Source organism: Streptomyces curacoi, from assembly GCF_001513975.1.
In the GTDB taxonomy this organism is placed as follows: Bacteria; Actinomycetota; Actinomycetes; order Streptomycetales; family Streptomycetaceae; genus Streptomyces; species Streptomyces curacoi.
This window is the reverse complement of record NZ_KQ947995.1, coordinates 66,364-91,554: the sequence shown is the minus strand read 5'-3', so window position 1 is coordinate 91,554 and position 25,191 is coordinate 66,364. Positions and strand designations below refer to the sequence as shown.

Sequence of the window (25,191 nt, the reverse complement as noted above, 5' to 3'; positions counted from 1 at the left end):
GGTGCGCTCACGACCCCGAGCACCCGTCGACGGACCCGGCGAATGTAGTGCGCTCATGGGTCATGTGGTGCCTATATGTCAGATGTGGACATTCATCAGCATGGTGTCAATGGCCGGAAGCCATCCCCCCGCGGGCCTGAGCAGCCATCCCTGCGCCGCGGAGAGCTCGGCCGCCGCCCGGCGAAGGGCGTCCATCCCGGGGTGCGTCATCCCCTTGCGCCAGACCAGTGACACGGGCGACAGGGGGACCGGATCGACCAGCGGGCGCAGCACCGTGTCCGGCATGGCGGGGAAGCCCACCACGGCGAGGATCGGGTTCCGCCACTTGGCCATGACCCGCTGGAACTCCTCCTCGCCGACGGCCAGCGGCCCGGGCGACGCGATCTCGATCCCCCGCCCCTCGAACAGCTGACGCGCGAGGTCGGTCCACTCCGGCGTACGGGGATTTCCGGCCCCCGCGTACACGGTCTCGCCCGCCAGCTCGGGCAGGGGCACGGCGTCCAGTTCCGCCAGCCGGTGGTCCTCGGGCAGCAGGATCGCCATGGGCTCGTAGCGGACGGGCTGGTGGTCGAGGCCCGTCCGCAGCGCCGGGGCCAGACCGGCGAACCGGCCGAAGGACGCGTCGAGGCGGCCCGCGAGCACCTCGGCGGCCGCTCCGGTCAGGCCGCTCTCGTAGCGGGCCATCAGCTCGCAGTCGGGGGCGAGTTCGCGGGCCCGGTGCAGGACCCTGCGGCTCGTTTCGAGACCCGGCGAGTTCAGGTCCACCAGCAGGGGGCGGGCCTGGCCGAAGGCGGCGAGCAGGTCGTCCTGGGCCTGGAGGGCGCGGCGGGCGTACGGCACCAGTCGCTCGCCGTCGGCCGTCAGCGTGACCTGCCGGGTGGTCCGGACGAACAGCTCTGCGCCCAGCTCCCGCTCCAGCCGCCGTACGTCCCGGCTGAGCGCCTGCTGGGCGACGTACAGGCGGGCCGCGGCGCGCGTGAAGTGCAGTTCCTCCGCCACGGCGAGGAAGGCGCGCAGCAGGCGGGGGTCGAGGTGAGCGGAGTGGGCGGGCATGCGGCGAAACCTACAACGCAGGTGCGTCAATCCGCGACGGACAGGTGTTGGACCCCTTGATCCTCTTCGGGCGACGGTGGACCCATGCCGCAACAGCCCACCCCGGACGCCCCGTTGCTCACCGTCACCGCCGACACCCTCGTAGCCGTCGACTTCGGGCGGCGGACGAGGAACCGCCCGCCCGGCCCGTACCGTCGGCTCTTCGCCCGCCCCGGCGCCCGCGCCTTCACCCTCGGCAACCTGGTCGCCCGGCTGCCCATGGGCATGTTCAGCGTGAGCGCCGTCGTCATGATCGCCGGTACGCGCGGCTCGTACGCCCTCGCCGGCGCGGTCACCGCGACCGGCCTCGCGGCGACCGCGCTGGTCGCCCCCTGGACCGCGCGGCTCGTGGACCGGTACGGCCAGGCCCGCGTCGCCGTACCCGCCACGGTCCTCGCGGCACTGGGCAGCCTCGCGCTGGTGCTGTGCGTGCGCTACGACGCCCCGGCCTGGACCCTCTTCGCCGCGTACGCCGCGACCGCGACCACCCCCAACACCGGCGGCATGTCCCGCGCCCGCTGGGCCCATCTGCTCAAGGGCGACGCCGCGTCCCTGCACACCGCGAACTCCTTCGAGCAGGCCGCGGACGAGCTGTGCTTCATGCTGGGCCCGGTGCTCGCGGCCTTCCTGTGCGGGGTGTTCTTCCCGGAAGCGGGGACGCTGGTCGGAGCGGTGCTCCTCGTGACGGGCGTGCTGGTCTTCGCGGCCCAGCGGTCGACGGAGCCGCCGCCCGCGCCGCATACGCACACGACCGGGAAGTCGCCTTTCCGCGCCCCCGGTATGCCCGCTCTGCTGGCCGTCTGCCTCGCCATGGGCGCGGTGTTCGGCTCGACGGAGGTCGTCACCATCGCCTTCGCGGACGCCCAGGGCCACCGTACGGCGGCGGGCGCGGTACTCGCCCTCCAGGCTGCCGGGTCCTGTGCGGCGGGCCTGCTGTACGGCCGACTCAGGCTCCCCGGTGCCGCCGAGTACCGCTACCCGTGGTGCATAGCGGCGATGACCACGCTGCTGACGTTGCCCCTGCTCGCCGCGTCCCTCACCGGCTCGCTCCTTGTGCTGTCCGGCGCCCTGCTGATCTCCGGCATGGCCACGGCCCCGACCATGATCACCAACATGGCCCTGGTCCAGCAGCGCACCCCGGACGGCCGCCTCAACGAGGGGATGACCCTCGCGGTGACAGCCCTGCTCGGCGGTATCGCCTGCGGCAGCGCGCTGGGCGGCTGGACGGTGGAGCACCTGTCCACGACGGCCGGATACGGAGTACCGATCACCGCGGCGGCAGCGGCACTGCTGATCGCGCTCGCAGCAACGCCCTGAAGGGGCGCGGGGCTGAATCAATATGCGGCTCCGCCGCGCGGGCGCGACCAGCCCCAACGGCGCCGCAGACAAACAACGCCCCATCGCGGCACTCCCCCCAACCGCTCACCCCCGCGGAGCGATCCGTGCCCGAGCCGGCCCCTTCGCCATCAGCGTGATCCCCGCCCCGAGCGGCACCTCTCCCGCCTCGGCGTCCTCGAACTCGAACTCCCGCAGCAGCACCGCGAGCCCGAGCACCGACTCCAGCATCGACAGGTGCCGGCCTATGCAGGCACGCGGCCCGCCGCCGAACGGGAACCAGGCATAGCGCGGCCGGCCCGCCTCCGCCTCCGGGGTGAAGCGCGAGGGGTCGAAGCGCTCCGGGTCGGGCCAGTAGTCGGGGTGGCGCTGGGTGACCCAGGGGCTGACCAGGACGTCGGCACCGGCGGGGATCCGTACGCCCTCGATCTCCGCGTCGGCGACCGAGCGGCGGCCGATGACGGGCGCGGAGGGATACAGCCGCATGGCCTCCTTCAGGACCCTCGTCAGACACGGCAGCGCCTCCATGTCGGCCGCGGTGGGCACCCGTCCGCCCGGGCCGCCGAGCACTCGGTCCACCTCGTCCCGCACGCGCCGCTGTTCCTCCGGATGCCGGGCGAGGAGGTGCAGGGCGAAGGCGAGCGCGGTGGCGGTCGTCTCATGGCCGGCCAGCAGGAAGATCAGGACCTGCTCGCGGAGTTCGTCGGCGTCGAGGCTGCCGTCCTCGGCGTTCTCGGCGTGGACGAGGAGGGTGACCAGGTCGTCCCCGTCCTGACGGCCCCGGCGGCTTTCGATGATCCCGTCGCACAGGCCGTACAGCTCCGCCTGGAGGCGTCCGGCGCGGCGGTTGGCGGGGGTCGGCCAGGTGCGCGGCGCCTTGAGCGGGGAGAAACCGCGCTTGAGGGAGTACTCCTGGAGCGGGGGCAGGGTGCGCTCGATCACCTCGAACGCCTTCTCCACGTCCGTCCCGAACAGGATGCGGCCGACGACGCGCAGGGCGAACCGGTGCATCTCACCGACGAGTTCGACGCTCCCGCCCGGCGCCTCGCGCCACACCGCCGCCAACGCGGCCGCCTCCCCGGCCACCTGGGACGCGTAACCGTTCACCCGGCGACGCGTGAACAGCGGCTGCACCAGCCTGCGCTGCCGCAGGTACGCCTCGTCCTGGCTGGTGAGCAGCCCGTTGCCGACCGACTGGCGCAGTTCCTCGTAGAAGACGTTGTCCTTGCGGAAGTCGGCCGCCCGGGTCGCCAGCACCTGCTGGGCGCCCTCGGCCGAGAACACCGCGTAGATGTCCGACCGCAGTCCCGGCGGCCCGGCCCGGAAGCGGACCACGTCGCCGTGGTCGCGGCGCGCCCGCAGATAGGCTCCGAGGGGATCGTTCAGCAGGTCGCCCATCGAGCCGAACAGCGGGCTCGCCGTCACGATCGGCGCCTGGGGCGCCGAGGTCGTCATCGTCATGGTTCACCAATTCCCGCCCGATCCATTGACTCACCCACGGGTCGCACATACCTTCGCCCGTCGAAGCGCTTCGACGTCACGCATCGAATCGATTCGACAGACACTGTGTGACGTCGCCTCCGACTCCCGTCCGACTCCCCTGGAGGCACCGGATGTTGACGGCACGTAGGCGTGTGGCCGCCCTGGCCGTGGTCCTCGGCGGATCACTGCTGCTGGCCTCCTGCGGCGGCTCGGACAGTGGCTCCTCCGGCGACACCCTCCGCCTCTGGCACTACGAGGGCGCCAACAGCGCGATGGGCGTCGCCTGGGCGGAGGCGGTCAAGGAGTTCGAGGCGAAGCATCCGGGCGTCGAGGTGGAGTACGAGGAGAAGAGCTTCGAGCAGATCCAGAAGACCGCCCAGATGGTCCTCAACTCCTCCGACGCCCCCGACATCCTGGAGTACAACAAGGGCAACGCGACGGCGGGCCTGCTCTCCAAGCAGGGGCTCCTCACCGACCTCACCGACGAGGTGACCAGGCGCGGCTGGGACAGGAAGCTCAGTGCGGGCGTCGCCACCACCAGCCGGTACGACGCACAGGGCGTGATGGGCTCCGGCAAGTGGTACGGCGTGCCCAACTACGCCGAGTACACGATGGTCTTCTACAACAAGGACCTGTTCGAAAAGCACGGGATCGCCGAGCCGAGGACGTTCGACGAACTCACCGCCGCGATGGACAGGTTCGTCGACGAGGGCGTCACCCCCCTCGCCAACGCCGGCAACGAGTACATCGCCCACCAGTACCTCTACCAGCTGGCCCTGTCGAAGGCGGACCGCGCCTGGGTCGACGCGTTCGAGCTGTACAAGGGCGAGGCCGACTTCCACGACGAGGCGTGGACGTACGCGGCCGAGACCTTCGCCGACTGGGTGAAGAAGGGCTACATCAGCAAGAAATCCACCGGCGTCAAGGCCGAGCAGGCGGGCGTCTCCTTCATCCGGGGCGAGTACCCGATCCTGTTCTCCGGCAGCTGGTGGTTCGGCCGCTTCCAGGCGGAGGCGGCATTCGACTGGGGCACCTTCCTGTGGCCCGGATCCGACCTGACCCTCGGCTCCGGCGGCAACCTGTGGGTGGTCCCCGAGAACGCCGAGAACAAGGAGCTCGCCTACGACTTCATCGACATCACCATGTCGAAGAGGATCCAGAACCTGCTCGGCAACAAGGGCGGCGTCCCCGTCGCGGCCGACGCGAACGCCATCACCGACCCGCAGTCCAAGGCGCTCATCGAGAACTTCAACACCCTCTCCGAGAACGACGGCCTGGCCTTCTACCCCGACTGGCCGGTCACCGGCTTCTACGACGTCCTCGTCTCCGAGACCCAGAAGCTGATCACCGGCAGCGCGACACCGGACGCGTACCTGGACGCGCTGCAGGAGGCCTACGACAAGGGCGCACCGGAGTGAGGGCAGGCCGCGGCCCTCGGCATTCCTACGCCCTGTTTCTCCTCCCGGGCGCCCTGGCGTTCCTGGCGGTCATGGTCGCCCCCTTCCTGATGAACACGGCGGTGAGCTTCACCGACTGGCAGGGCGTGGGGAGCCCGAAGTGGTCGGGGCTCGCCAACTACCGGGAGCTGATGGACGACTCCGAGTTCTGGGCGTCGTTCCGGCACAGCCTGTTCATGGTCGTGGCGATGGCGGCCGTACCGACGGTCATCGGCCTCGTCCTGGCCGCCGCCCTGTTCGACTACATCGGCCGGCACCACGGCTCGAAGGTCGTCACCGTCCTGCGCGCCTGCTTCTATCTCCCCCAGGTGCTGCCGATCGCGGTCGCCGGCATCGTCTGGAGCTGGATCCTCGCCCCGGAGAACGGCTCCCTCAACGCACTGCTGGAGGCCGTCGGCCTCGGCTCCTGGCAGCAGGACTGGCTCGGCGATCCCGACCTCGCGCTGTACTCGGTCATGGGCGTCATGGTCTGGGTGCAGCTCGGTTTCCCGCTGGTCGTCTTCATGGCCGGGCTCCAGCGGGTGGACCCGCAGCTGCACGAGGCGGCGGAGCTGGACGGCGCCGGCTGGTGGCGCCGCTTCCGGCACATCACGCTGCCGCAGATCCGCCCGGAGACCTATGTCGTCCTGACCTGGTGCACCATCGCCGCGCTCAAGGTGTTCGGCGCGGTGTACGTGCTGACGAAGGGCGGCCCCGGCGGGGCGACCAACGTCCCCTCCTACTTCTCCTTCACCACGTTCTTCGAGAAGACCCAGGTCGGCTACGGCGCCGCGATCTCCACCGTGCTGACGGTGATCATCCTCGTCCTCGCCCTGATCGGCCTGAAGTTCCAGACGCGGGCCGAGGACGCCGAGGAAGGGGCCCGCACATGACGAGCAGGACAGCCGCCCTGCGGCGCTCCCCCGTCCTCCTCGCCCTCTGCCTCGGGGCCCTCTTCATGGTCGTCCCCTTCCTGATCGTCGTCGTCAACGCGGTCAAGTCCCCGGCGGAGTACTCCCAGAACGGCCCCCTCAGCCTCCCCGAGGGCCTCTACCTCGACGGCCTGAAGGACTTCTGGGAGCGCGTCGACTACGGCCAAAAGCTCCTCAACTCCCTGCTGATCAGCGGCGCGGTGGCGGTGCTCGCCGCGGCCCTGTCGATCCTCAACGCGTACGCGATCGGCATCGGCCGCATCAAGGGCCGCACCTGGGTGCTGGCCTTCTTCGTGCTGGCCAACATGCTGCCGCAGGAGGCCCTGGTCTATCCGATCTACTACCTGAGCAAGGAGGCAGGCCTCTACGACACCCGCCTCAGCGTGATCATCGTCTTCACGGTGCTCCAGGCGGCCTTCGGCACGTATCTGCTCTCCGCCGTCCTCGGCCGGTTCCCCCGCGAGATCATCGAGGCGGCCCGCATCGACGGCGCGAACAAGTGGCAGGTGCTGTGGCGGATCGTCGTCCCGGTCAGCCGCCCGACCCTCGGCGTGCTCCTGGTCTTCTTCTTCATCTGGACCTGGAACGAGTTCCTGCTCCCCCTGGTGATGCTGATCTCCAACGACAACCAGACGGTGTCGGTGGCCCTCGGCGTCCTCCAGGGCCAGCGCCTGATGGACGCCACGATGACCAACGCGGCCGCCCTCCTCGGCGTCCTGCCCGCCCTCGTCTTCTTCCTCGTCTTCCAGCGGACCCTCACCCGCGGCATCGCCGTGGGTGCCGTGAAGTAAGGACCCCCCACATGAAGTTCACCGACGGTTACTGGCTGCTGCGCGAGGGCGTCACCGCGGCCCATCCCGCCGAAGTCCTCGATGTCACCGAGTCGGACGGCGCCCTGGAGATCCACGCGCCGACCCGGCCCATCCGCACACGCGGCGACCTGATGACGGGACCGGTCATGACGATCAACGCCCACACGCCGATGCCCGACGTCATCGGCCTCACCCTGACCCACTTCTCGGGCGAGCAGCCCCGCGGCCCCGAGTTCGAGCTCACCGAGTCGGACGAGACCACCCCGCAGATCTCGTACGACGAGGAGCACGCGACCCTCACCTCCGGCGCGCTGTCGGTCCGGGTCGCGCGCACCGGCTCCTGGCAGGTCGAGTTCCTCGCCGGCGGTCGCACGCTCACCTCCAGCGGCCCCAAGAGCATGGGCATCATGCGCGACGGATCCGGGGCGCACTATCTGCGCGAGCAGCTGAACCTCGGTGTGGGGACGTCCGTCTACGGCCTCGGCGAGCGCTTCGGCCCTCTGGTGAAGAACGGGCAGGTCGTCGACCTCTGGCAGGCCGACGGCGGCACGTGCAGCGAGCAGGCGTACAAGAACGTCCCCTTCTGTCTCACGGACGCGGGCTACGGCGTCTTCGTCGACCACCCGGGCAAGGTCTCCTTCGAGGTGGCTTCCGAGGTCGTCTCCCGGGTGCAGTTCAGCGCGGAGACACAGGAGCTGACGTACTACGTCATCTACGGTCCGACCCCGAAGGACATCCTCCGCAAGTACACGGCCCTGACCGGCCGCCCCGCTCTCCCGCCCCCGTGGTCCTTCGGCCTGTGGCTGTCGACGTCCTTCACGACGTCGTACGACGAGGAGACGGTGACGTCCTTCGTGGACGGCATGCGCGAGCGTGAACTCCCTCTCTCGGTCTTCCACTTCGACTGCTTCTGGATGCGCGAGTTCAACTGGTGCGACTTCCAGTGGGACCCGCGGGTCTTCCCGGACCCGGAGGGGATGCTGTCCCGGCTGAAGGCGAGGGGACTGCGGATCTGTGTCTGGATCAACCCGTACATAGCCCAGCGCTCTCCCCTGTTCGTGGAGGGAAAGGCACTGGGGCATCTGCTCAGGCGCCCGGACGGCAGCATCTGGCAGTGGGACCTGTGGCAGCCCGGCATGGCACTGGTCGACTTCACCTCCCCCGCCGCCCGCGACTGGTACGCCGCAAAGCTGGAGGCGCTCCTCGCGCAGGGCGTCGACTGCTTCAAGACCGACTTCGGCGAACGCGTCCCGGTCGACGTGCGGTGGGCGGACGGCTCCGACCCGGAGCGGATGCACAACTACTACACGTTCCTCTACAACCGCACCGTCTTCGACGTGCTGCGCAAGCACCGCGGTGAGGAGGAGGCGGTGGTCTTCGCCCGATCGGCGACGGCGGGGAGCCAGAAGTTCCCGGTGCACTGGGGCGGCGACTGCGAGGCGACGTACGAGTCGATGGCGGAGTCGCTGCGCGGTGGGCTGTCCCTGGGCCTGTCCGGCTTCGGGTACTGGAGCCACGACATCGGCGGCTTCGAGGGGACCCCGTCACCGGCGCTGTTCAAACGGTGGCTGGCGTTCGGCCTGCTGTCCTCGCACAGCCGCCTGCACGGATCGTCGTCGTACCGCGTCCCATGGCTGTTCGACGAGGAAGCCGTGGACGTGGCAAGGCTCTTCACCCGCCTGAAGCTGCGCCTCATGCCCTACCTCTACGAGGCCGCCCGCACCGCCCACACCGAGGGCGTGCCGATGATGCGGGCGATGGTGCTGGAGTTCCCGGACGACCCCGGGTGCGCGCATCTGGAACGGCAGTACATGCTCGGGCCGGACCTGCTGGTGGCGCCGGTGTTCAGCGACGAGGGGGAGGTGGCCTACTACGTCCCCGAGGGCACCTGGACCCACTTCCTGAGCGGGCGGACGGTGACCGGCCCGCGCTGGGTGCGCGAGAAGCACGGCTTCCTGAGCGTGCCGCTGCTGGTGCGGCCGGGCGCGGTGATCCCGGTGGGCGCGGTGGACGACCGGCCCGACTACGACCATGCCGACGGGGTGACGCTGCGGGCGTACGGGGTGGAGCGGGGCGCGCAGCGGACGGTGCGGGTCGGGGACGTCGTCTTCACCGTCGTACGGGAAGGGGACACGTTGCGGGCGTCGTGCGGTGACCCGGCCGCGCCCTGGGGGCTGGCGGCGGGTGAGCGGGAGGTCCGGGCGCAGGCCGGGACCGGGTTCCTCACGGTGGAGCTGGGCTGATGGTGAAGATCACTGATGTGGCGCGGCATGCCGGGGTGTCCCCCAGCACGGTGTCCTACGCCCTGAGCGGCAAACGCCCGATCTCGGAGGAGACCCGGCGCCGCGTCGAGGAGGCCGTCCGCCGACTGGGCTACCGCCCGCACGTCGGCGCCCGCGCGCTCGCCAGCAGCCGGTCGAACGTGCTGGCCCTGATGGTGCCGCTGCGGGCGGGCATCAATGTGCCGGTGGTGATGCAGTTCGCGGTGTCCGTGGTGACGACGGCACGGCGATACGACCATGACGTGCTGCTCCTGACCCAGGAGGAGGGCGAGGACGGGCTGCGGCGGGTCGTGGACACGGCGCTTGCGGACGCGCTGATCGTGATGGACGTGCAGCTCGACGATCCGCGGCTGCCGCTGTTGCGGGGACTCGACCGGCCGTCGGTGCTGATCGGCTTCCCGGCGGACGCGGAGGGGCTGACCTGCATCGACCTCGACTTCAGGGCGGCCGGTGAGGCGTGCGTGGAGCATCTGGCGCGGCTGGGGCACCGGGTGGTGGCGCTGGTGGGGTCGCCGCCGGAGGTGTATGTGCGGGGGACGGCGTTCGCGCAGCGGGTGGTGCAGGGGTTCACGGCCGCCGCCGACCGGGGGCGGCTCGCCTCCGCCGTACATCCGTGCGAGGCGTCGCCCGCGGCGGCTCGTGCGGTCGCCGAGCAACTGCTGCGGGAGCAGCCCGCGTTGACGGGGGTCGTCGTGCACAACGAGGCGGTTCTGGAGCCGCTGATCGACGCGTTCGAGGAGTTGGGGTTGCGGGTGCCGGGGGATCTGTCGGTCACCGCGATCTGCCCGGATGAGCTCGCCGAATCGCTGCGGGTGCCGGTGACGTCGATCGCGTTGCCGTCCGCCGAGGTGGGGGCGCGGGCGGTGGAACTGCTGATGGGGAAGCTGGGCGGGAAGGGGGTGCCGGAGGCGACCTTGCTGGCGCCGAGGATGACGGAGAGGGGGAGTACGGGGCGCCGGGCGGTGGCGTGAACTGTGGGTGATCGTGGTGCCGGGGCGGGGGCTGTTGTGCTGTACTTGGAAGCGGACTGGAATCCGAGCGAGGGCCAGGCTCAGCAGGAGCTTGTCGGATGTCCCCAAGCTCCGTGGGGACATCCGGCTGTCTCTTGGCCCACCAGAAAAGGTGGGCCCCCGCATCGGACCGGTATCCGAGCGGGGGCCCAGGCTCAGCAGGAGCCTGTCGGATATCCCCAGCTCTCTGGGGGATATCCGGCTACCTGCTGAGCCACCAGAGCAGCCACCTCCTCGCGTGCCTTGCCGCCCGCTCCGGCAAGAGCCGGATCAGCCGCATGACGAGAGTCGGTTTCTTCCCCTCGTGACGGCACATGCTGGGGCGTCCTCCCTTCGACGTGAGGCAGCCAGTCACGGTCCCGGGACCGCTCTCGTCGGGCCGGGCCCCGAGGGGACGGGGCCCGGAGTGAAGGGAGGACGCACCCGAGGGGTGCGTCACGGCGTCAGATTACTGTATTCACGCGCTTACTATGCGCAATCAGCAGATATCCGGCTTACGCCAACTGCACTCGATGTCGATGTTCGTTCCGCCCCGCCGGACCGACGCCGAACCGGCCGCCTGAGCAGTCGACTTGGCCAGCGTCACCACGATCGCGTCCTCCAGCGGCTTCACGGACGAGGCCAGATAGTTGTTGAGAACGATGCTGTAGACGAGTTCACGTCCCCCGGCGTCCGTGACGTACCCGGACAGCCCCGACGCCCCCGTCAACGACCCCGTCTTCGCACGGGCGTTGAGCGCGGCGGCCGTCCCGCACATCCGCGACCGCAACGTACCGCCGACGAACCGGTCCGGGGCGCAGGCGACGGGCAGTGAGCGGTACCAGTCGGCGTTCCAGGGCTCGTCCCGCACGGCGAGGAGCAGCTTGACGAACTGCCCGGCCGGGAAGCTGTCCATCCGCGAGAGCCCGGACCCGTCCACCTGCCGCACCTTGCCGGTGTCGACGCCGATGCCCTTGAGGTAGCCGCTGATCGCGGCCAGCCCTGCGCTCCAGGTCCCCTGCCGCGAGACCTCGTAGCCCATGGCCTTGGTGAGGACCTCGGCGTGCATGTTGTTGGAGAGCTTCATGAACGGGATCAGCATGTCCTTCAACGCCATGGAGTCATGTGCGGCCAACTCCCTTGCTCCTGCGGGAGTCTGGCGTCCCAGGCGCGTCGGCCCCACGACCTTCACACCGTGCTCCACGAGCGCGTCCCGGAAGACGGCGGCGGCGTATCCGGTGGGCTCCCACACGGTGACCCACTCCTTGGCGCCGGCCCCGCCGACGGGTGTCGTACCGCTCACGACGATGGTGTTCGTGCCGTGCTCCCGCTCGACGGTGAGGTCGTTCGCGCCGCCGGCGGCGACGGTCGTGGCCCTCACGTCGAGGTCGACGTAGTCGGTGTCGGGCGTGACGGTGACGACCGGTTCGTCACCGGCCGCCTCCCCCGGCGTGACGGTGACGATCACGGTCCCGGTGTCGTAGTCGGTGTCCGGTGCCACGCTGAGCGCGCTGATCTGCGCGGAGTAGTAGGAGGACTCGTCGTCGGCGGCCCAGGAGCGGCCGAGCCGCTGGGTGTCGAACCGGGTGTCGTCGGCGATGAGCCGTCCGTCGACGCGGGTGATCCCCGAGTCGGCGATCCGCTCGGCGAGTTCGTCGTAGTCCTCGGCGAGCAGGGTCGGATCCCCCGTGCCGCGCAGATACAGATCGCCGTGCAGCAGGGAGCCGTACCGCCGCCCGTTCGTCAGGACTTCGGTGCTGAACCGGTACTCGGGCCCGAGGATCTCCATCGCGGCGGCCGAGGTGGTGAGCTTGGTGTTGGAGGCGGGCATCAGCCGGGTGGCGGGCAGATGCTGGTAGAGGAGCTCGCCGCTGCCGGCGTCGGCGACGACGACACTCGCCGTGCCGCCCTCCATGCGCGGATCGCCCAGGATGGTGTCGATGGCCTCGGCGAGACCACTGCGGTCCGCGTCCGCACCGGCCTGCGCGCCGGGCCCGAGAACGGCGGCGACGAGCGCGACCGCGACGGACCAGATCCACACGCGTTTACGGGAGTTGAAGCTTCTCCCGGCATCTCTCACGGGTCTGCTCATGCGACAGCAGGATCCCGGACACACCGGCTCCGCGACAGACCGCTCCACCCGGGCGTCGGCGTTTCGGCCCGCGAAGACCGCGACATGTCGGCGTAACCCGCTGCGGAGGTGGGGAAGGAGTGGGCAAGGTGTCGGGCGATGGTCCGTGGGACAGCGCGCTACCGCTCTCGGGGGGTGACGAACAGGAAGCCATGGAGGTCGACAGCGCAGCGCCGGGGGACGCCGCCGTCGTCAGGATCCTCGATGTGACGGGCCGGCCCGTGGGGTCCGGCTTCCTCATCGGACCGGGCGAGGTGCTGACCTGCGCCCATGTCGCGGCCCAGGCTCTGGGGGCGCCGCCGGACACCGAGGACTTGCCCGCCGGGCGGCTGCGGCTGGACTTCCCCTTGGCCGACCCGGGCCGCGAGATCGAGGCGAGCATCGCGGACTGGACACCGGTGAAACCGGGCGGGTCGGGCGACGTGGCCGTGCTGCGGCTGCTGTCCGAGCCGCCCGAGAAGGCGCCGGTGGCACGTCTGGTCGACGATGTCGCGGGCCCCGACCGCCGGGTGCGCACCTTCGGCTTCCCGGCCGGTTACGACGACGGTGTGTGGAGCGTCGGCTGGCTGAGGGGACGTCAGGGCGCCGACTGGTTCCAGTACGACACCGACCCGGCCGCCCAGCACCGCATCCGGCCCGGCTTCTCCGGCGCACCGGTGTGGGACAGCGACACCGGCGGCGTGGTCGGGATGGTCGTGGCCGCCGACCGCGCGGCCGATGTCCGCACCGGGTACCTGATCCCCACCCGGGTGCTGCGCGCGAGCCGGCCCTCGCTCGGCGACGCCGCCCTCGGCGCGAACCCGTTCCGGGCCCTGGACCACTTCCATGAGCGGGACGCCGCCCTGTTCCACGGCCGCGAGGACCCCGCCCGGCGCATCGTCGACCGGCTCGGCTACGCGCCCGCGACCTGCCTCGTCGGCCCCTCCGGCAGCGGCAAGAGCTCGCTGCTGTTCGCCGGGGTGCTGCCCCTGCTGCGCGGCAGCGGCCCGGGCGGGCACCGGCTGCGGACGGTGGTCCTGCGGCCCGGCCGGCCCGGCCCGAGCCCGCTCACCACCCTCGCCCTCACCCTGCTTCCGCTCCTCGAACCCGACCTCACCGAGACCGCCCGGCTGGCGGAACGCCCCCGGCTGGAACGGCTGCTGGGCGACGGCGGGATGCCCGCGGTCGTGGAGCGGCTGCTGGAGCGGCAGGGCAAGGACCGGCTGCTGCTGGTCGCCGACCAGTTCGAGGAGACACTCGTCGGCCCGGCCCGGGCCGACCTCGCCCCGTTCGCCCGGGCGCTCGCCCACTGTCTGGAGCCCGGCTCCCGGCTGCAGGTGCTGCTCGGGCTGCGGGCCGACTTCCTGACCGCCGCGCTCGACCAGCCGGAACTGGCCTCGCTGCTGGCCGGCGACCGGCTGTTCACGCTGGTCGCGATGTCGGACGCGGAACTGCGCGCCGCGATCGTGCGACCGCTGGAGCGGACCGGGGTGTCGTACGAGCCGGGGCTCGTGGACCGGATCCTGCAGGACATCGGACGCGACCCGGGACGGCTGCCGCTGCTCCAGTTCACCCTCACCCGGCTGTGGGAGCGCCAGGAGCGCGGTGTCATCGGGCACGCGGCGTACGAGGCCCTGGGCCGGGTCGACGACGCGCTCGCCAACTACGCGGAGCAGGTCTGGACGGCCTGGCTGACCAGGGACGAGCAGCGGGCCGCCCGGGCGCTGCTGACCCAGCTGGTCCACCCCGCCGAGGGCCGCACCGCCCCCGCCCGCCGCACCGTGCGCCGCTCCGAGCTCCAGCCCGAACGGTGGCGGATCGCCCAGCGGCTGATGACCACCCGCCTGGTCGTGCCCGGCGCGGACCACCTCCCGGAGGACGGCCCGCCGGAGGAGACCGTCGAACTCGCCCACGAGACGCTGCTGGCGCAGTGGGCCCGGCTGAAGGAGTACGTCGCCGCCGACCACGACTTCCGCGCCTGGCAGGAGGACCTGCGCCGGCGGAGCACCCTCTGGGAACGCGCCGGCCGGCCGCGGCGCCGCCTCCTGCACGGCGCGGACCTGCGTGACGCACACCGCTGGCTGAGCCGTCGGCCCGGCGAACTCAGCCCGGCGGACGAGGAGTTCGTGGCGGCCAGCGGGCGGGCGGGACGCCGGCGTCTGGCCGGCCGCGGCACGGCCGCCGTCGTGGCGTTCGTGACGGTGCTCACCGCCTTCCTGGTCTCGGGCAACCCGCAGGACCCCTCCGAGGAACTGGCCGCTTCCGTGGCGCGCGAGCTGCGGCTGCGCGCGGAGGACGAGGCCGAGGACTCCTCGGGGAACATGTACACCGCGCTGCTGCTGGCCATGCGGGCCTACCGGACGCACTACACGAAGGGCACCCGGGAGGTGCTGGGGCAGATGCACGCGCGGTACGGGTTCGCCGACCTGCTCGTCCCCGACTACCCGACCGACGCCCGGCCGCACGAGGCCTGGTCCCCGGCCTACGCGGTCGACCGGCGGGGCCGGGTGATCGCCTCGCAGACCGCCGACGGCACGGCCGCCGTGTGGGTGCGCGACGGCTCGGCTCACCAGCGGCGGTCCCTCCGGCACAGCGGCGGCGTCACCGGCATCAGCCCGGACGGCTCGGTGGTGGCGCTCAGGCCGGCCTTGGCGGCGACGAGCTCGACCGGGGCCCCGCGGGCGGCCCACGTCCACCTGTACGACGTGAGAGCCCGCAAGACCAGGCGGGTGGACCAGCCCGCCATCGAACCCGGGTCGATCCGTTACGGACTCGTCTTCGCCCCGGACCACGAACAGCTGATGGGCCAGTACGCCGACGGCGTGTTCCAGTGGAACACCGCGAACGGCGCCTTCCGGCAAGTGTCCTTCACCGACAGGGAGGAAACGGTCGTCGGTGCGAACAGGAACGGGCTGGTCACCTGGTCCACCTCCAGCGGTCTCACCGCGGCGGCGGCGAGCGAGATCGAGGTGACGCACCGGTTCTCGCTGTGGGACCTCGACGCGGCCACGTCGAAGCCGCGACGGACCCACACCTTCCAGTACGTCGACAACGGCTTGGAGAAGCCGTTCGCCTTCGACGTGAGCCCCGATCTGACACGTCTGGCGATCGCGGAATCCGTGCAGGAGACGCCGGACTCCGAGTGGCGGACGACCACGGTGACCGTGTACGACGTGTCGAGCGGGCGGGTGGAGTGGCGGGACCGGTTCGCTGCCGAAGCCGGACCGGACCACATCGCGGTCGGCGATCAGGGCCGGCCGACCCTCCTCTACGGCTCCCGGCATTCCGCCCTGCCCTGGGAAGCCGCGGCCCAGGCCGCCCACATCGCCGCGCACTGGACGGCCATGGACCTCCTCGGCACGCCGGCCAAGCCGGTGTGGGTCCTGCAGCACCGTGGAGTCATCGCGCTCGTCGACGCCCGGGCGGGCGATCCGGCGGAAGCCCTCCCCACCGAGTCGGAGCACGTGCCCATGTCAGCACGGCGCCCCTCCCCCGACGCCTCAGCCTCAGCCTCCGCATCCGCATCCGCATCCGCCGACGAACGCCGCGAGGCCGAGGCGTGGATGGCGGACCTGTGCCGCATCCTCGGCGACGAGCGACTGCCCCCGGAGCAGCACCTGCCCCCCGGCGCCTACAAGGGCCCGCTGTGCCCCTGATTCACCCCAGCCCCCACGCCCGCCCCATCCGGTGGGCGGCGCACAGATTCGCGTCGAGGAGATAGGCCCCGGCGACACCGCACTGCTCGCTCCCGCTCCCGGGGTCGACGGGCTGCCCGTGCCCCATCCCGGTGAGGCTGTACGTCTCCACGACCGCACGCCCGCTCACGTCCTCGAAGACCTGGTGCGGATACCCGGCGACGCTGTCGCTCACGTCGGCGGCCTGATCGGCCCCGTGCACATCCGTCCACTGCCGCGTCAGGTCGGTCATGTTGACGGGCTTCACGGTGTGGTCGGCCGTGCCCTGGAAGGCCACCAGCGCCGGCCAGGGCCCGGCGTACCCCGGGCGGGCGGCGCGCACCCGGTCCCCCCACTGCCTCGGCGTCTGCGTGGCCCCGACGTACATGCACACATACGGCGACCCGGCGGCCTGCGCACACCCGTACGGCAGCCCGGCGACGATCCCGCCCGCCACGAACCTCTCCGGGTACGCCGCCATCATCACGGCGGTCATCCCGCCCCCGGCGGACAGCCCGGTCACATACACCCGTGATGCGTCCCCGGACACATCGGCGAGCTGCCGGTCCACCATCTGCGCGACGGAGGCGGCCTCGCCCTGACCGCGTGCGATGTCACCGCTCTGGAACCAGTTGAAGCAGAGGGAGCCGTTGTTGGCGCTCTGCTGCTGCGGCAGCACCACGGAGAAGCCCCACCGGTCGGCGAGCTGGATCCACCCGCTGCCGGTGCCGTACCCGGAGGCGTTCTGCGTGCACCCGTGCAACGCGACGACCACGGGCCGGCCGGCGGGCAGCCCGTCGGGGACGTACCGGAACATGCGCAGCGCGCCGGGGTTGGCCCCGAACCCGGTCACCTCCTTGAGGGAGGCGGCCTCGGCCCTGCCGGGCGTGAGGAGGGCGGCGAGCAGGGCGGCCAACAGGGTCCCCAGGACGGTGATACGACGACTTGCGGCTCTGGTCTGTGTCATGCGGAGGGACCGTAGAAGCGTGCATGACCCGCCGATATGGAGTGGGACAACACAACAGACACGCCCGCCATGTGAGGGCAGCGCGTCCTACGGCGCCGCCGTCGGCCGGGGCGTGACGCCGGCGTCACTTCGGAACGTCTCGTCCTTCTCCCACGGCCCGACACCGAGCTTCCCCGTCGTCCCGAGATCGAGTTCCGGCATCACCGTGACCGGGCGGGCGCCCGGCCTGGCTGCCACGCGGACGTACGGCGCGTGCACCGGATCGCCGAAGCCGGTGGTGTTCCGCCATGCCAGCGTGGCCTCCGCGGCCTCGCCCGGCCGCAGCACGACGGGCTGCGGACCGCCGGCGCCTCCGATGCCGGTGCTGATCCGGTCCGTCCCGTGCAGGATCCGCACGCCGTCCACCGTGTCGTGGTCCTCGTCGAGGAGTTCGAGCTCCGGGTAGCCGTCGAGCCGGTAGGGCCGGGTGCCGCAGTTGACGAGATGCAGCCCGACGACGCGCAAGCCCATGGCGGCGTCCCCCTCGTCCGCGTAGACGTGCACCCCGGACGCGGGGCACGGCCCCGAGGCGGACGGCGTCTCGTCGGCGGGAACGCTGCGCACCTTCTCCACCTTGACGTTCGACACCTCGGACGCGTCCCCGAGCGACGTCCCCATGCCGACGGTCGCCTTGACGGTCCGCCCCGGCCCGACCGACGCGACGGTCTGCTCCACATGGTCGACGATGCTTCCGGACGCCGAGAAGAACCCGACGGTGACGGTGTAAGTCGCCTTCTCCGTCCCGCGGTTGGTCACTGCCAAGTCGGCGGAGAAATCGGCCTCGCAGCCACTGTCGTCCCCCCAGGCATACAGCCCGGTGACCTTCACGTCGCCCTCAACGGTCCCGTCGGTCGAGGGCAGGGGAAGCGGCGTCGGTGCCCCGGAGGGACGGCTGCCGGCGGATGGCTCAGCGGACGCCGCCACCCGGCCGTACTGCGAGAACCCCGACGGACACACCGCCTCGACACCGACCGCCCCACCGTCCCCCCGAGCGCGCCCCGCGTCACCGCCCGGCGAGGCACTCTCGGAACCGCACGCGGCGAGCAGCAGAACACCGGCGAGGACGGCCGGAACGGCGGGAAGCGCGCGAAGGCTGGTAGGCATGTGCCCACCCCAACAGGCCCCGACCTCACAAGCTGTGGTGGAACCCACACCTCCGGTCACAGCGGTGTCACAGCCGCAAGACCCGACAAGACAAAGGCCCCGCCACCCGAAGGTGACGAGGCCTTGCCCACATGGGGTAAGTGGAGATGGCGGGAATCGAACCCGCGTCCAACGGTGCAGAATCAGGGCTTCTCCGTGTGCAGTTCGCTGTGATTTTCTCGGCCCCGGCGATCACGCGAACAAGTCGCCGACGGGCCCAGTCACTGTTTGGTTTCCCTTTTCACCCCGTGACCGGGATCAAGGTTTAGTTCCCTAGCTGATGCCAGGATCCGGGTCGGGAACAGCCCCGGGCTGACACTTCGCAAGTCGCTACTTAGGCAGCGAGGGCGAAGGAATCGCGCTTGGTGTTGGCGATTATTTTTTGCGACATATGGTTTACGAGATCATTGCCGCTTCCTCGACACGCTTCCCCTGCTTCAACAGCCGCTGTCGAAACCGATCATCCCCATGTTGATTTTTCAATCCACGTGCCCGCTGTGGGGCACGAGTGCCATCGTACGTGACCAACGCACGACGATGCCAGCGTATTCCCCGCGGCCGCCTAGACGCCCCGCTGCCTGCGCCGTGCCGCAGCGATCGCCCGGTCCGACTCCCGCCGGTCCTGCTTCTCCCGCAGGGTCTGGCGCTTGTCGTACTCCTTCTTGCCTCGCGCGAGAGCGACCTCGGCCTTCGCGCGACCGTCCTTGAAGTAGATGGCGAGGGGCACGATCGTGTGACCCGTCTCCTGGGACTTGGCCTCCAGCTTGTCGATCTCCTCGCGGTGCAGCAGCAGCTTGCGCTTGCGGCGCGCGGAGTGGTTGGTCCAGCTGCCCTGGTGATACTCGGGGATGTGGGCGTTGTGCAGCCACGCCTCACCCCGGTCGATCTGGACGAAGCCGTCGGTCAGCGAGGTCCGTCCCTCGCGCAGCGACTTGACCTCGGTGCCGGTGAGTACGAGGCCGGCCTCGTAGGTGTCGATGATCGCGTAGTCGTGCCGGGCCTTCTTGTTCTGGGCGACGATCTTGCGCTTGCCGCCCTTCTCGCCGTCCCTGGCCTTCGCGGCCGCCCCGCCCTGCTTGGGCTGGGACTCCTTCGGTACGTACATTCCCTTGCTCATAGTGCCGTCCATTTTCGCACTACGGACGGGGTTCGCGGAAAGCCGATTTACGAGTCGCCCAGTCCGCTGAGCACCGTCTCGGCCCGCTCCAGGACCTCCTGGTCGGCCTCCAGGTCGGGGGTGATCCCCGTGCCGTCGACGGTCCGTCCGGAGGGGGTGCGGTAGTGGCCGACGGTCAGCTCGGCGACGGAGCCGTCGGGCAGGCGGCTCGGCATCTGGACCGAGCCCTTGCCGAAGGTGCGGGTGCCCACGACGACCGCCCGCCCGCGGTCCTGCAGGGCGCCGGTGAGCAGCTCGGCCGCGCTCATCGTGCCGCCGTCGACCAGCGTGACGAGGGGTCTGCGGGTCTCGCCGCCGGGCTCGGCGTGCAGGGCGCGCTGCTCGCCCTCGACGTCGTACGTGGCGACGAGGCCGCCGTCGAGGAAGACCGAGGCGGCGGTGACGGCCTCGGTGACCAGGCCGCCGGAGTTGCCGCGCAGGTCCAGGATGACGCCGGCGCCGGCCGGGGCCTGCTGCGCGGCGGCGCGGACCGCGTCACCGGAACCCTTGGTGAAGGAGGAGATCCGGATCACGGTGATGCCGTCGGCGAGTTTTCGAACAGTGACCGAGTCGGTGGACAGCCGGGCCCGGCGCAGAGTGAGGTCCCACGCGCGCGTGCCGCGCTCCAGCCCCACCTTCACCTCCGTACCGGCGGGCGCGTCCGTGGCGTCGCCGCGCAGTAAGGAGACGACCTCGGTGACCGGGCGCCCCTCGACCTGCTCTCCGTCGATGCTGCGCAGCCGGTCGCCCACGCGGATCCCGGCGGTCGCGGCGGGCGACCCCGCCCGCACCCTGGTCACCTCGATACGGCCGTCCCGCTCGCGCCGCGCCCACAGCCCGACGCCGGTGTACTCGCCGTCGAGGGCCTCCTCGAACTCCTCGTACTCGCCCTGGGAGTAGACGGCACCCCAGCGGTCCCCGCTGCGGCTGACCGCGCGTTCGGCGGCCTCCGTGGGGGACTTGCCGGCGGCCATGGCCTCGGCGGCCGCCTCGGCGACGTCCTCGTGGTGGTCGGCGGGGGTGGCCGAACGGGCCTGGCCGGGCGGGGATTTCCGGTCAGGGCCGGGCAGGGAGCCGGTCGCGGCACCGGCGACGAGCACGCTCGTGAAGACCAATGTCAGGGCGGCCCCGCGGCCGAAGCGGCGGGGCTGACAGAACGGGTCACGACCTGACATGCCGGTGAGTCTAGGACAACGCAAGGGGCCGTACGGTCCGTTGCCCGTACGGCCCCCTTGGCATTGGTCACACCTTCAGATACTTGCGCAGCGCGAAGAACGCCGCCAACGCGGGCATCAGGAAACTCGTCATGAGGATGAGCGGCAGATACTTCAACACCGCGTCCCAGCCGATGAAGTTGATCAGTGTCAGCTTCTCCGACAGGGCCAGTCCATGATCGATGATGAAGTATCTGGCGATCACCAGGAACCCGCACGCGACCGTCCCGCCGATGAGCCCGGCGACCGCGGCCTCCATGATGAACGGCGCCTGGATGTAGAAGCCCGAGGCGCCGACCAGGCGCATGATCCCGGTCTCACGCCGCCGGCTGAACGCCGACACGCGTACCGTGTTGACGATCAGCATCAGCGCCACGACCAGCATGAGCGCCATGACGGCTCGCGCGGCCCAGTTCATGCCGTTCAGCAGCTCGAAGAGGTTGTCCAGAATGCCCTTCTGGTCCTGCACCGACTGCACGCCGTCCCGCCCGTCGAAGGCGGTGGCGATGACCTGGTACTTCTCCGGGTCCTTCAGCTTGATCCGGTACGACTCCTGCATCTGGTCCGGCGTGAGGGAGGCCGCCAGCGGGGAGTCGCCGAACTGTTCCTTGTAGTGCTTGTACGCCTGGTCCTGCGACTCGTACGTCACCTTCTCGACGACCGACATCTTGTCCAGGTCGGCGAGGATCTCCTTCTTCTGGTCCTCGGTGACCGCGCCCTTGGCGCAGTTGGGGTCGGACTCGGCGTCGCTCTTGTTGCAGAGGAAGATCGAGACGTTGACCTTGTCGTACCAGTAGCCCTTCATGGTGCTGACCTGGTCGCTCATCAGGAGCGACCCGCCGAACAGGGCGAGCGACAGGGCGACGGAGACGATGACGGCGAAGGTCATCGTCAGATTGCGGCGGAGACCGACACCGATCTCGGACAGTACGAACTGGGCGCGCATGGCGGCTTCTTCAGGCCTTTCCGGACTTCTACGGGGGTCAGTGCTGGTAGCCGTAGACGCCGCGCGCCTGGTCGCGGACGAGGCGGCCCTTCTCCAGCTCGATGACGCGCTTGCGCATCTGGTCCACGATGTTCTGGTCGTGCGTGGCCATCACCACGGTCGTGCCCGTCCGGTTGATCCGGTCGAGCAGCTTCATGATGCCGACGGAGGTCTGCGGGTCGAGGTTGCCGGTGGGCTCGTCGGCGATCAGCAGCTTGGGCCGGTTGACGAAGGCGCGGGCGATGGCGACGCGCTGCTGCTCACCACCGGAGAGCTCGCCGGGCATCCGGTCCTCCTTCCCGCCGAGCCCGACGAGGTCGAGCACCTGCGGCACGGACTTGCGGATCTCGCCGCGCGACTTGCCGATGACCTCCTGCGCGAAGGCCACGTTCTCGGCGACCGTCTTGTTCGGCAGCAGCCGGAAGTCCTGGAACACGGTGCCCAGCTGGCGGCGCATCTGCGGCACCTTCCAGTTGGACAGGCGCGCGAGGTCCTTGCCCAGGACGTGCACCTGCCCGTGGCTGCACCGCTCCTCGCGGAGGATCAGCCGCAGGAAGGTGGACTTTCCGGAGCCGGAGGACCCCACGAGGAAGACGAACTCGCCCTTCTCCACTTCCAGGGAGACATCCCTGAGTGCGGGGCGGGTCTGCTTGGGGTAGACCTTGGAGACGTTGTCGAATCGGATCACGGATGCACCACGGGTCGCCGGGGGTAGATGAGCGTGACCATACGCGAACCGGGTGCGCCAGCGCAGTCGCCGGGAGGGGTTGTGCCGGGGTTGTGCGTTTTTGTTGGGGACCGTGCCGCATCAGGGGCCGCGCTTCGGCGTCCCTGCGCAACCTCCGGAGGAACCTGGCACAGTGGAGGGGGAACGTTCGCGTACCGACGAGCGTTGTCCAGAGGGAACCAGCGGCAAGGAGGGTGGCGCATGACGTACGACCGGCTGGTGTGCGCGAACTGTGCCGCGCCCGTCAATGAGGGCCGCTGCCCCGTGTGCCGGGCCAACCGCGAGCGGCTGCAGCAGGAGAACCCGTTCGCGGGCCTGAACCCGATGACTCTCGTCGCCCTGCTGGTGATCCTGATCGCAGCGGTGGCGCTGCTGGCGCACCAGACGGCGTAGGCCGGCGCGACCTGCACGGACACACGAGGGGCCCGGAGCGAAGCACGCTCCGGGCCCCTCGGCCGTACGGCGTCAATCACGCACCGTAAGCAGTCGGCCACCGTCAGGCGGCCGCACCGCCACGGCCGCCCGCCAGGCGCGGCAGGATGCGGAAGCCGATACCGCCGGCGATCATCGTGGCGGCGCCGACCAGCAGGAAGGTGGTCTGCGCGGCACCCGTCTCGGCGAGCTCCTCGCCGCCGCCCTGGGCCGACGTGCTGGTGCCCGTGCCGGTGCCGGTGTTGTCCGAGCCGGTGTCGGTCAGGGAGGAGGAGCCCTCCTCCTGGGTGGAGGCGCCACCATCGGGGTCGGTGTTGCTGTTACCGCCCCCGTTGTTGCCGTTCCCGTTCCCGTTCCCGTTGCCGTTCCCGTTGCCATTGCCGTTGCCGTTGCCGTTCCCGTCACCCGGGTCGGACGGGTCGGTGGTCGGGTCCTCGGTGGGGTCCGTCGGCTCGGTCGGCTCCAGCGTCGGGTCCGTGGGAACCGTGGGCTCGTCGGTCGGGATGCCCGGGTCCGTCGGGATGTCGGTCGGGATGTCCGTCGGCGGGTCGGTGGGCACCGGCGGCTCGGTCGGGTCGTCGTCCCCGAGGCAGATACCGAGGAAGCAGGGCTCCTGCGTCTCCGCCGCAGATGCGGCACCCGCGGCCGTCAGCGAGGCGCCGGCCGCGATCACGGTGCCGGCCGCGATCCGCGCGATGCGGATCCGCGTCTTCTTCGTCATGTGCTTGCTACCCCCAGTAGCTGAATCGTCAGTGAGGCGGCGCCCGGGGCCGTGATCGACAGGGGTAGCTGAATGTGAGCCCCCCGGTTCACATGCGCCCCAGAGATACGCATGCCACGCTTTACCCTTCCCATTTTTCGAAGACACGTCAAGGCCGTTTACTGGCGCCATGTCCAAATACGGGAACTATGCCGGGGATTGAAGGCTGTGAGTGTGATGTAAAACCCAGACATGCGGGCACACAAAAGACAACTGCCGCCGGGGCGGCGGCAGTTGTCATGTCGACAAAGTTACTTCTCCTGCTGCTTGCGCCAGCGAATTCCGGCCTCCAGGAACCCGTCGATCTCACCGTTGAACACGGCCTCGGGGTTGCCGACTTCGAACTCGGTCCGCAGGTCCTTGACCATCTGGTAGGGGTGCAGCACGTAGGAACGCATCTGGTTGCCCCAGGAGTTACCGCCGTCGCCCTTCAGAGCGTCCATCTTGGCCCGCTCCTCCTGGCGGCGCCGTTCGAGCAGCTTGGCCTGGAGGACGTTCATCGCGGTGGCCTTGTTCTGGATCTGCGACCGCTCGTTCTGGCAGGAGACCACGATGCCGGTGGGGAGGTGGGTGATCCGGACCGCGGAGTCGGTGGTGTTCACGCCCTGACCACCGGGCCCGGAGGACCGGTAGACGTCGATCCGCAGGTCGCTCTCGTCGATCTCGACGTGGTCGGACTGCTCGACGACGGGAAGGACTTCCACACCCGCGAAAGAGGTCTGGCGCCGGCCCTGGTTGTCGAAGGGCGAGATACGCACGAGCCGGTGCGTGCCCTGCTCGACGGAGAGGGTCCCGTAGGCGTACGGCGCCTGCACGGCGAAGGTGGTCGACTTGATGCCGGCCTCTTCGGCGTACGACGTCTCGTAGACCTCGGTCTTGTAGCCGCGCTGCTCGGCCCAGCGCAGGTACATGCGCTGCAGCCGCTCGGCGAAGTCCGCGGCGTCGACGCCACCGGCCTCGGCGCGGATGTTCACGAGCGCCTCGCGGGCGTCGTACTCCCCGCTGAGGAGCGTGCGCACCTCCATCTCGTCCAGCGCCTTGCGGACGGCGGCGAGCTCGGACTCGGCCTCGGCACGGGTGTCCGGGTCGTCCTCCTCCTCGGCCATCTCGAACAGCACGGCGAGATCGTCGATCCGCGAGCGCAGGGCCTCGGCCTTCCTCACCTCCGCCTGGAGGTGGGAGAGCTTGCTGGTGATCTTCTGCGCCTCGTCCGGGTTGTCCCACAGGGACGGCGCGGCCGCCTGCTCCTCGAGCACGGCGATGTCTGCCCTCAGCTTGTCGAGGTCCAGAACGGCCTCGATCGACTCCATGGTCGAGGAGAGGGACTTGAGCTCTTCGGATACATCGACGACTGCCACGCCCTCCAGCGTAACGGCTCCGCCAAGTGGGGAGCGCCGGGTGACCGCCCCGCACGGGGCACCCGGCCCGGGGGCGTGCTCACCAGGGGGTTCGACTCAGCCCGTCCGGCGTCGCCCCGGCATCGTCCTCCGAGGCCACCAGCCAGGCACCCACACCCGCCGCGGCCGCCAGCGCCACCGCCACCCCGAACAGGGGGCGCCCCGGCCCGGCGGGCGGGCCCACCAGGACGTTCGGCTCAGCCCGTCCGGCGACCGGCAGGGGCGAC

General features: G+C 70.5%; 19 protein-coding genes and 1 other RNA gene. 8 read left to right on the top strand and 12 right to left on the bottom strand.

The window, feature by feature from the left end:
- Positions 1-78: 78 nt before the first annotated feature.
- Complete coding sequence (locus AQI70_RS32920) at positions 79-1,053, bottom strand: LysR family transcriptional regulator (protein ID WP_062156116.1); 975 nt, start codon at positions 1,051-1,053, stop codon at positions 79-81.
- Positions 1,054-1,137: 84 nt separating this feature from the next.
- Here AQI70_RS32920 and AQI70_RS32915 point away from each other — a divergent pair, with 84 nt between their 5' ends.
- Positions 1,138-2,409 (top strand): MFS transporter, encoded by a 1,272-nt coding sequence (locus AQI70_RS32915; protein ID WP_062156115.1) that lies wholly within the window; start codon positions 1,138-1,140, stop codon positions 2,407-2,409.
- 105 nt (positions 2,410-2,514) lie between these two features.
- Here AQI70_RS32915 and AQI70_RS32910 read toward each other — a convergent pair whose 3' ends face one another.
- Entirely contained in the window at positions 2,515-3,888 is a 1,374-nt protein-coding gene (locus AQI70_RS32910; RefSeq protein ID WP_062156114.1) for a cytochrome P450, read from the bottom strand.
- A gap of 152 nt (positions 3,889-4,040) precedes the next feature.
- On the opposite strand from AQI70_RS32910, the gene AQI70_RS32905 reads away from it, so the two are divergent.
- Genes AQI70_RS32905 through AQI70_RS32885 form a run of 5 tightly spaced genes read left to right on the top strand, consistent with a single transcriptional unit; the run spans position 4,041 to position 10,342 of the window.
- Positions 4,041-5,327: an ABC transporter substrate-binding protein gene (locus AQI70_RS32905; RefSeq protein WP_062156113.1), complete on the top strand. Its 1,287-nt coding sequence runs from the start codon at positions 4,041-4,043 to the stop codon at positions 5,325-5,327.
- Entirely contained in the window at positions 5,324-6,238 is a 915-nt protein-coding gene (locus AQI70_RS32900) for a carbohydrate ABC transporter permease (protein WP_062156112.1), read from the top strand. The genes AQI70_RS32905 and AQI70_RS32900 overlap by 4 nt, the downstream gene beginning before the upstream one ends.
- Positions 6,235-7,068 (top strand): carbohydrate ABC transporter permease, encoded by an 834-nt coding sequence (locus AQI70_RS32895; protein ID WP_062156111.1) that lies wholly within the window; start codon positions 6,235-6,237, stop codon positions 7,066-7,068. Before AQI70_RS32900 ends, AQI70_RS32895 begins: the two co-directional genes overlap by 4 nt.
- 11 nt (positions 7,069-7,079) lie before the next feature.
- Entirely contained in the window at positions 7,080-9,332 is a 2,253-nt protein-coding gene (yicI, locus tag AQI70_RS32890; protein WP_062156110.1) for an alpha-xylosidase, read from the top strand.
- Positions 9,332-10,342 (top strand): LacI family DNA-binding transcriptional regulator, encoded by a 1,011-nt coding sequence (locus tag AQI70_RS32885; protein WP_062156109.1) that lies wholly within the window; start codon positions 9,332-9,334, stop codon positions 10,340-10,342. The genes yicI and AQI70_RS32885 overlap by 1 nt, the downstream gene beginning before the upstream one ends.
- 517 nt (positions 10,343-10,859) lie before the next feature.
- On the opposite strand, the gene dacB is transcribed toward AQI70_RS32885, so the two are convergent.
- Positions 10,860-12,452, bottom strand: a complete 1,593-nt coding sequence (gene dacB, locus AQI70_RS32880; protein ID WP_062156108.1) for a D-alanyl-D-alanine carboxypeptidase/D-alanyl-D-alanine endopeptidase — start codon at positions 12,450-12,452, stop codon at positions 10,860-10,862.
- A 191-nt stretch (positions 12,453-12,643) separates the two neighbouring features.
- Here dacB and AQI70_RS32875 point away from each other — a divergent pair, with 191 nt between their 5' ends.
- The gene (locus tag AQI70_RS32875; protein ID WP_062156107.1) at positions 12,644-16,126 is read left to right on the top strand and encodes an nSTAND1 domain-containing NTPase; all 3,483 of its coding nucleotides are present in this window, start codon (positions 12,644-12,646) and stop codon (positions 16,124-16,126) included.
- A 1-nt stretch (position 16,127) separates the two neighbouring features.
- Here AQI70_RS32875 and AQI70_RS32870 read toward each other — a convergent pair whose 3' ends face one another.
- From AQI70_RS32870 to ftsE, 7 genes are all read right to left on the bottom strand, one after another.
- Positions 16,128-17,111: an extracellular catalytic domain type 1 short-chain-length polyhydroxyalkanoate depolymerase gene (locus AQI70_RS32870; RefSeq protein ID WP_062156106.1), complete on the bottom strand. Its 984-nt coding sequence runs from the start codon at positions 17,109-17,111 to the stop codon at positions 16,128-16,130.
- Positions 17,112-17,198: 87 nt separating this feature from the next.
- On the bottom strand, positions 17,199-18,254 hold the full coding sequence (locus tag AQI70_RS32865) for a DUF4232 domain-containing protein (RefSeq protein ID WP_062156105.1): 1,056 nt from the start codon (positions 18,252-18,254) through the stop codon (positions 17,199-17,201).
- Positions 18,255-18,392: 138 nt separating this feature from the next.
- Positions 18,393-18,761, bottom strand: a transfer-messenger RNA (tmRNA) gene (gene ssrA / locus AQI70_RS32860).
- A gap of 94 nt (positions 18,762-18,855) precedes the next feature.
- Positions 18,856-19,398 (bottom strand): SsrA-binding protein SmpB, encoded by a 543-nt coding sequence (gene smpB / locus AQI70_RS32855; protein ID WP_037888398.1) that lies wholly within the window; start codon positions 19,396-19,398, stop codon positions 18,856-18,858.
- Positions 19,399-19,457: 59 nt separating this feature from the next.
- Entirely contained in the window at positions 19,458-20,624 is a 1,167-nt protein-coding gene (locus tag AQI70_RS32850; protein WP_079051576.1) for a S41 family peptidase, read from the bottom strand.
- A 67-nt stretch (positions 20,625-20,691) separates the two neighbouring features.
- A complete protein-coding gene (gene ftsX / locus AQI70_RS32845) occupies positions 20,692-21,609 on the bottom strand; it encodes a permease-like cell division protein FtsX (protein WP_062156103.1) in 918 nt (305 codons plus the stop codon).
- A gap of 37 nt (positions 21,610-21,646) precedes the next feature.
- On the bottom strand, positions 21,647-22,336 hold the full coding sequence (ftsE, locus tag AQI70_RS32840; RefSeq protein WP_004000799.1) for a cell division ATP-binding protein FtsE: 690 nt from the start codon (positions 22,334-22,336) through the stop codon (positions 21,647-21,649).
- Between the two features lie 240 nt (positions 22,337-22,576).
- Between ftsE and AQI70_RS32835 the strand changes: the two genes are divergently transcribed.
- Entirely contained in the window at positions 22,577-22,768 is a 192-nt protein-coding gene (locus AQI70_RS32835; protein ID WP_062156102.1) for a hypothetical protein, read from the top strand.
- A gap of 103 nt (positions 22,769-22,871) precedes the next feature.
- Here the strand turns inward: AQI70_RS32835 and AQI70_RS32830 are convergent, their stop codons facing one another.
- The gene (locus tag AQI70_RS32830; protein ID WP_062156101.1) at positions 22,872-23,528 is read right to left on the bottom strand and encodes an LPXTG cell wall anchor domain-containing protein; all 657 of its coding nucleotides are present in this window, start codon (positions 23,526-23,528) and stop codon (positions 22,872-22,874) included.
- Between the two features lie 290 nt (positions 23,529-23,818).
- Complete coding sequence (prfB, locus tag AQI70_RS32825) at positions 23,819-24,925, bottom strand: peptide chain release factor 2 (protein WP_062156100.1); 1,107 nt, start codon at positions 24,923-24,925, stop codon at positions 23,819-23,821.
- Positions 24,926-25,191 lie beyond the last annotated feature (266 nt).

Excerpts from the sequence above, each read along its gene's own strand:
- ftsX (WP_062156103.1), bottom strand. The coding sequence starts at position 21,609 with ATGCGCGCCCAGTTCGTACTGTCCGAGATCGGTGTCGGTCTCCGCCGC.
- AQI70_RS32895 (WP_062156111.1), top strand. The coding sequence starts at position 6,235 with ATGACGAGCAGGACAGCCGCCCTGCGGCGCTCCCCCGTCCTCCTCGCC.
- AQI70_RS32870 (WP_062156106.1), bottom strand. The coding sequence starts at position 17,111 with ATGACACAGACCAGAGCCGCAAGTCGTCGTATCACCGTCCTGGGGACC.
- AQI70_RS32885 (WP_062156109.1), top strand. The coding sequence starts at position 9,332 with ATGGTGAAGATCACTGATGTGGCGCGGCATGCCGGGGTGTCCCCCAGC.
- AQI70_RS32920 (WP_062156116.1), bottom strand. The coding sequence starts at position 1,053 with ATGCCCGCCCACTCCGCTCACCTCGACCCCCGCCTGCTGCGCGCCTTC.
- AQI70_RS32835 (WP_062156102.1), top strand. The coding sequence starts at position 22,577 with ATGACGTACGACCGGCTGGTGTGCGCGAACTGTGCCGCGCCCGTCAAT.
- dacB (WP_062156108.1), bottom strand. The coding sequence starts at position 12,452 with ATGAGCAGACCCGTGAGAGATGCCGGGAGAAGCTTCAACTCCCGTAAA.
- yicI (WP_062156110.1), top strand. The coding sequence starts at position 7,080 with ATGAAGTTCACCGACGGTTACTGGCTGCTGCGCGAGGGCGTCACCGCG.
- AQI70_RS32915 (WP_062156115.1), top strand. The coding sequence starts at position 1,138 with ATGCCGCAACAGCCCACCCCGGACGCCCCGTTGCTCACCGTCACCGCC.
- AQI70_RS32865 (WP_062156105.1), bottom strand. The coding sequence starts at position 18,254 with ATGCCTACCAGCCTTCGCGCGCTTCCCGCCGTTCCGGCCGTCCTCGCC.
- AQI70_RS32850 (WP_079051576.1), bottom strand. The coding sequence starts at position 20,624 with ATGTCAGGTCGTGACCCGTTCTGTCAGCCCCGCCGCTTCGGCCGCGGG.
- smpB (WP_037888398.1), bottom strand. The coding sequence starts at position 19,398 with ATGTACGTACCGAAGGAGTCCCAGCCCAAGCAGGGCGGGGCGGCCGCG.
- AQI70_RS32910 (WP_062156114.1), bottom strand. The coding sequence starts at position 3,888 with ATGACGATGACGACCTCGGCGCCCCAGGCGCCGATCGTGACGGCGAGC.
- AQI70_RS32875 (WP_062156107.1), top strand. The coding sequence starts at position 12,644 with ATGGAGGTCGACAGCGCAGCGCCGGGGGACGCCGCCGTCGTCAGGATC.
- AQI70_RS32905 (WP_062156113.1), top strand. The coding sequence starts at position 4,041 with ATGTTGACGGCACGTAGGCGTGTGGCCGCCCTGGCCGTGGTCCTCGGC.
- AQI70_RS32830 (WP_062156101.1), bottom strand. The coding sequence starts at position 23,528 with ATGACGAAGAAGACGCGGATCCGCATCGCGCGGATCGCGGCCGGCACC.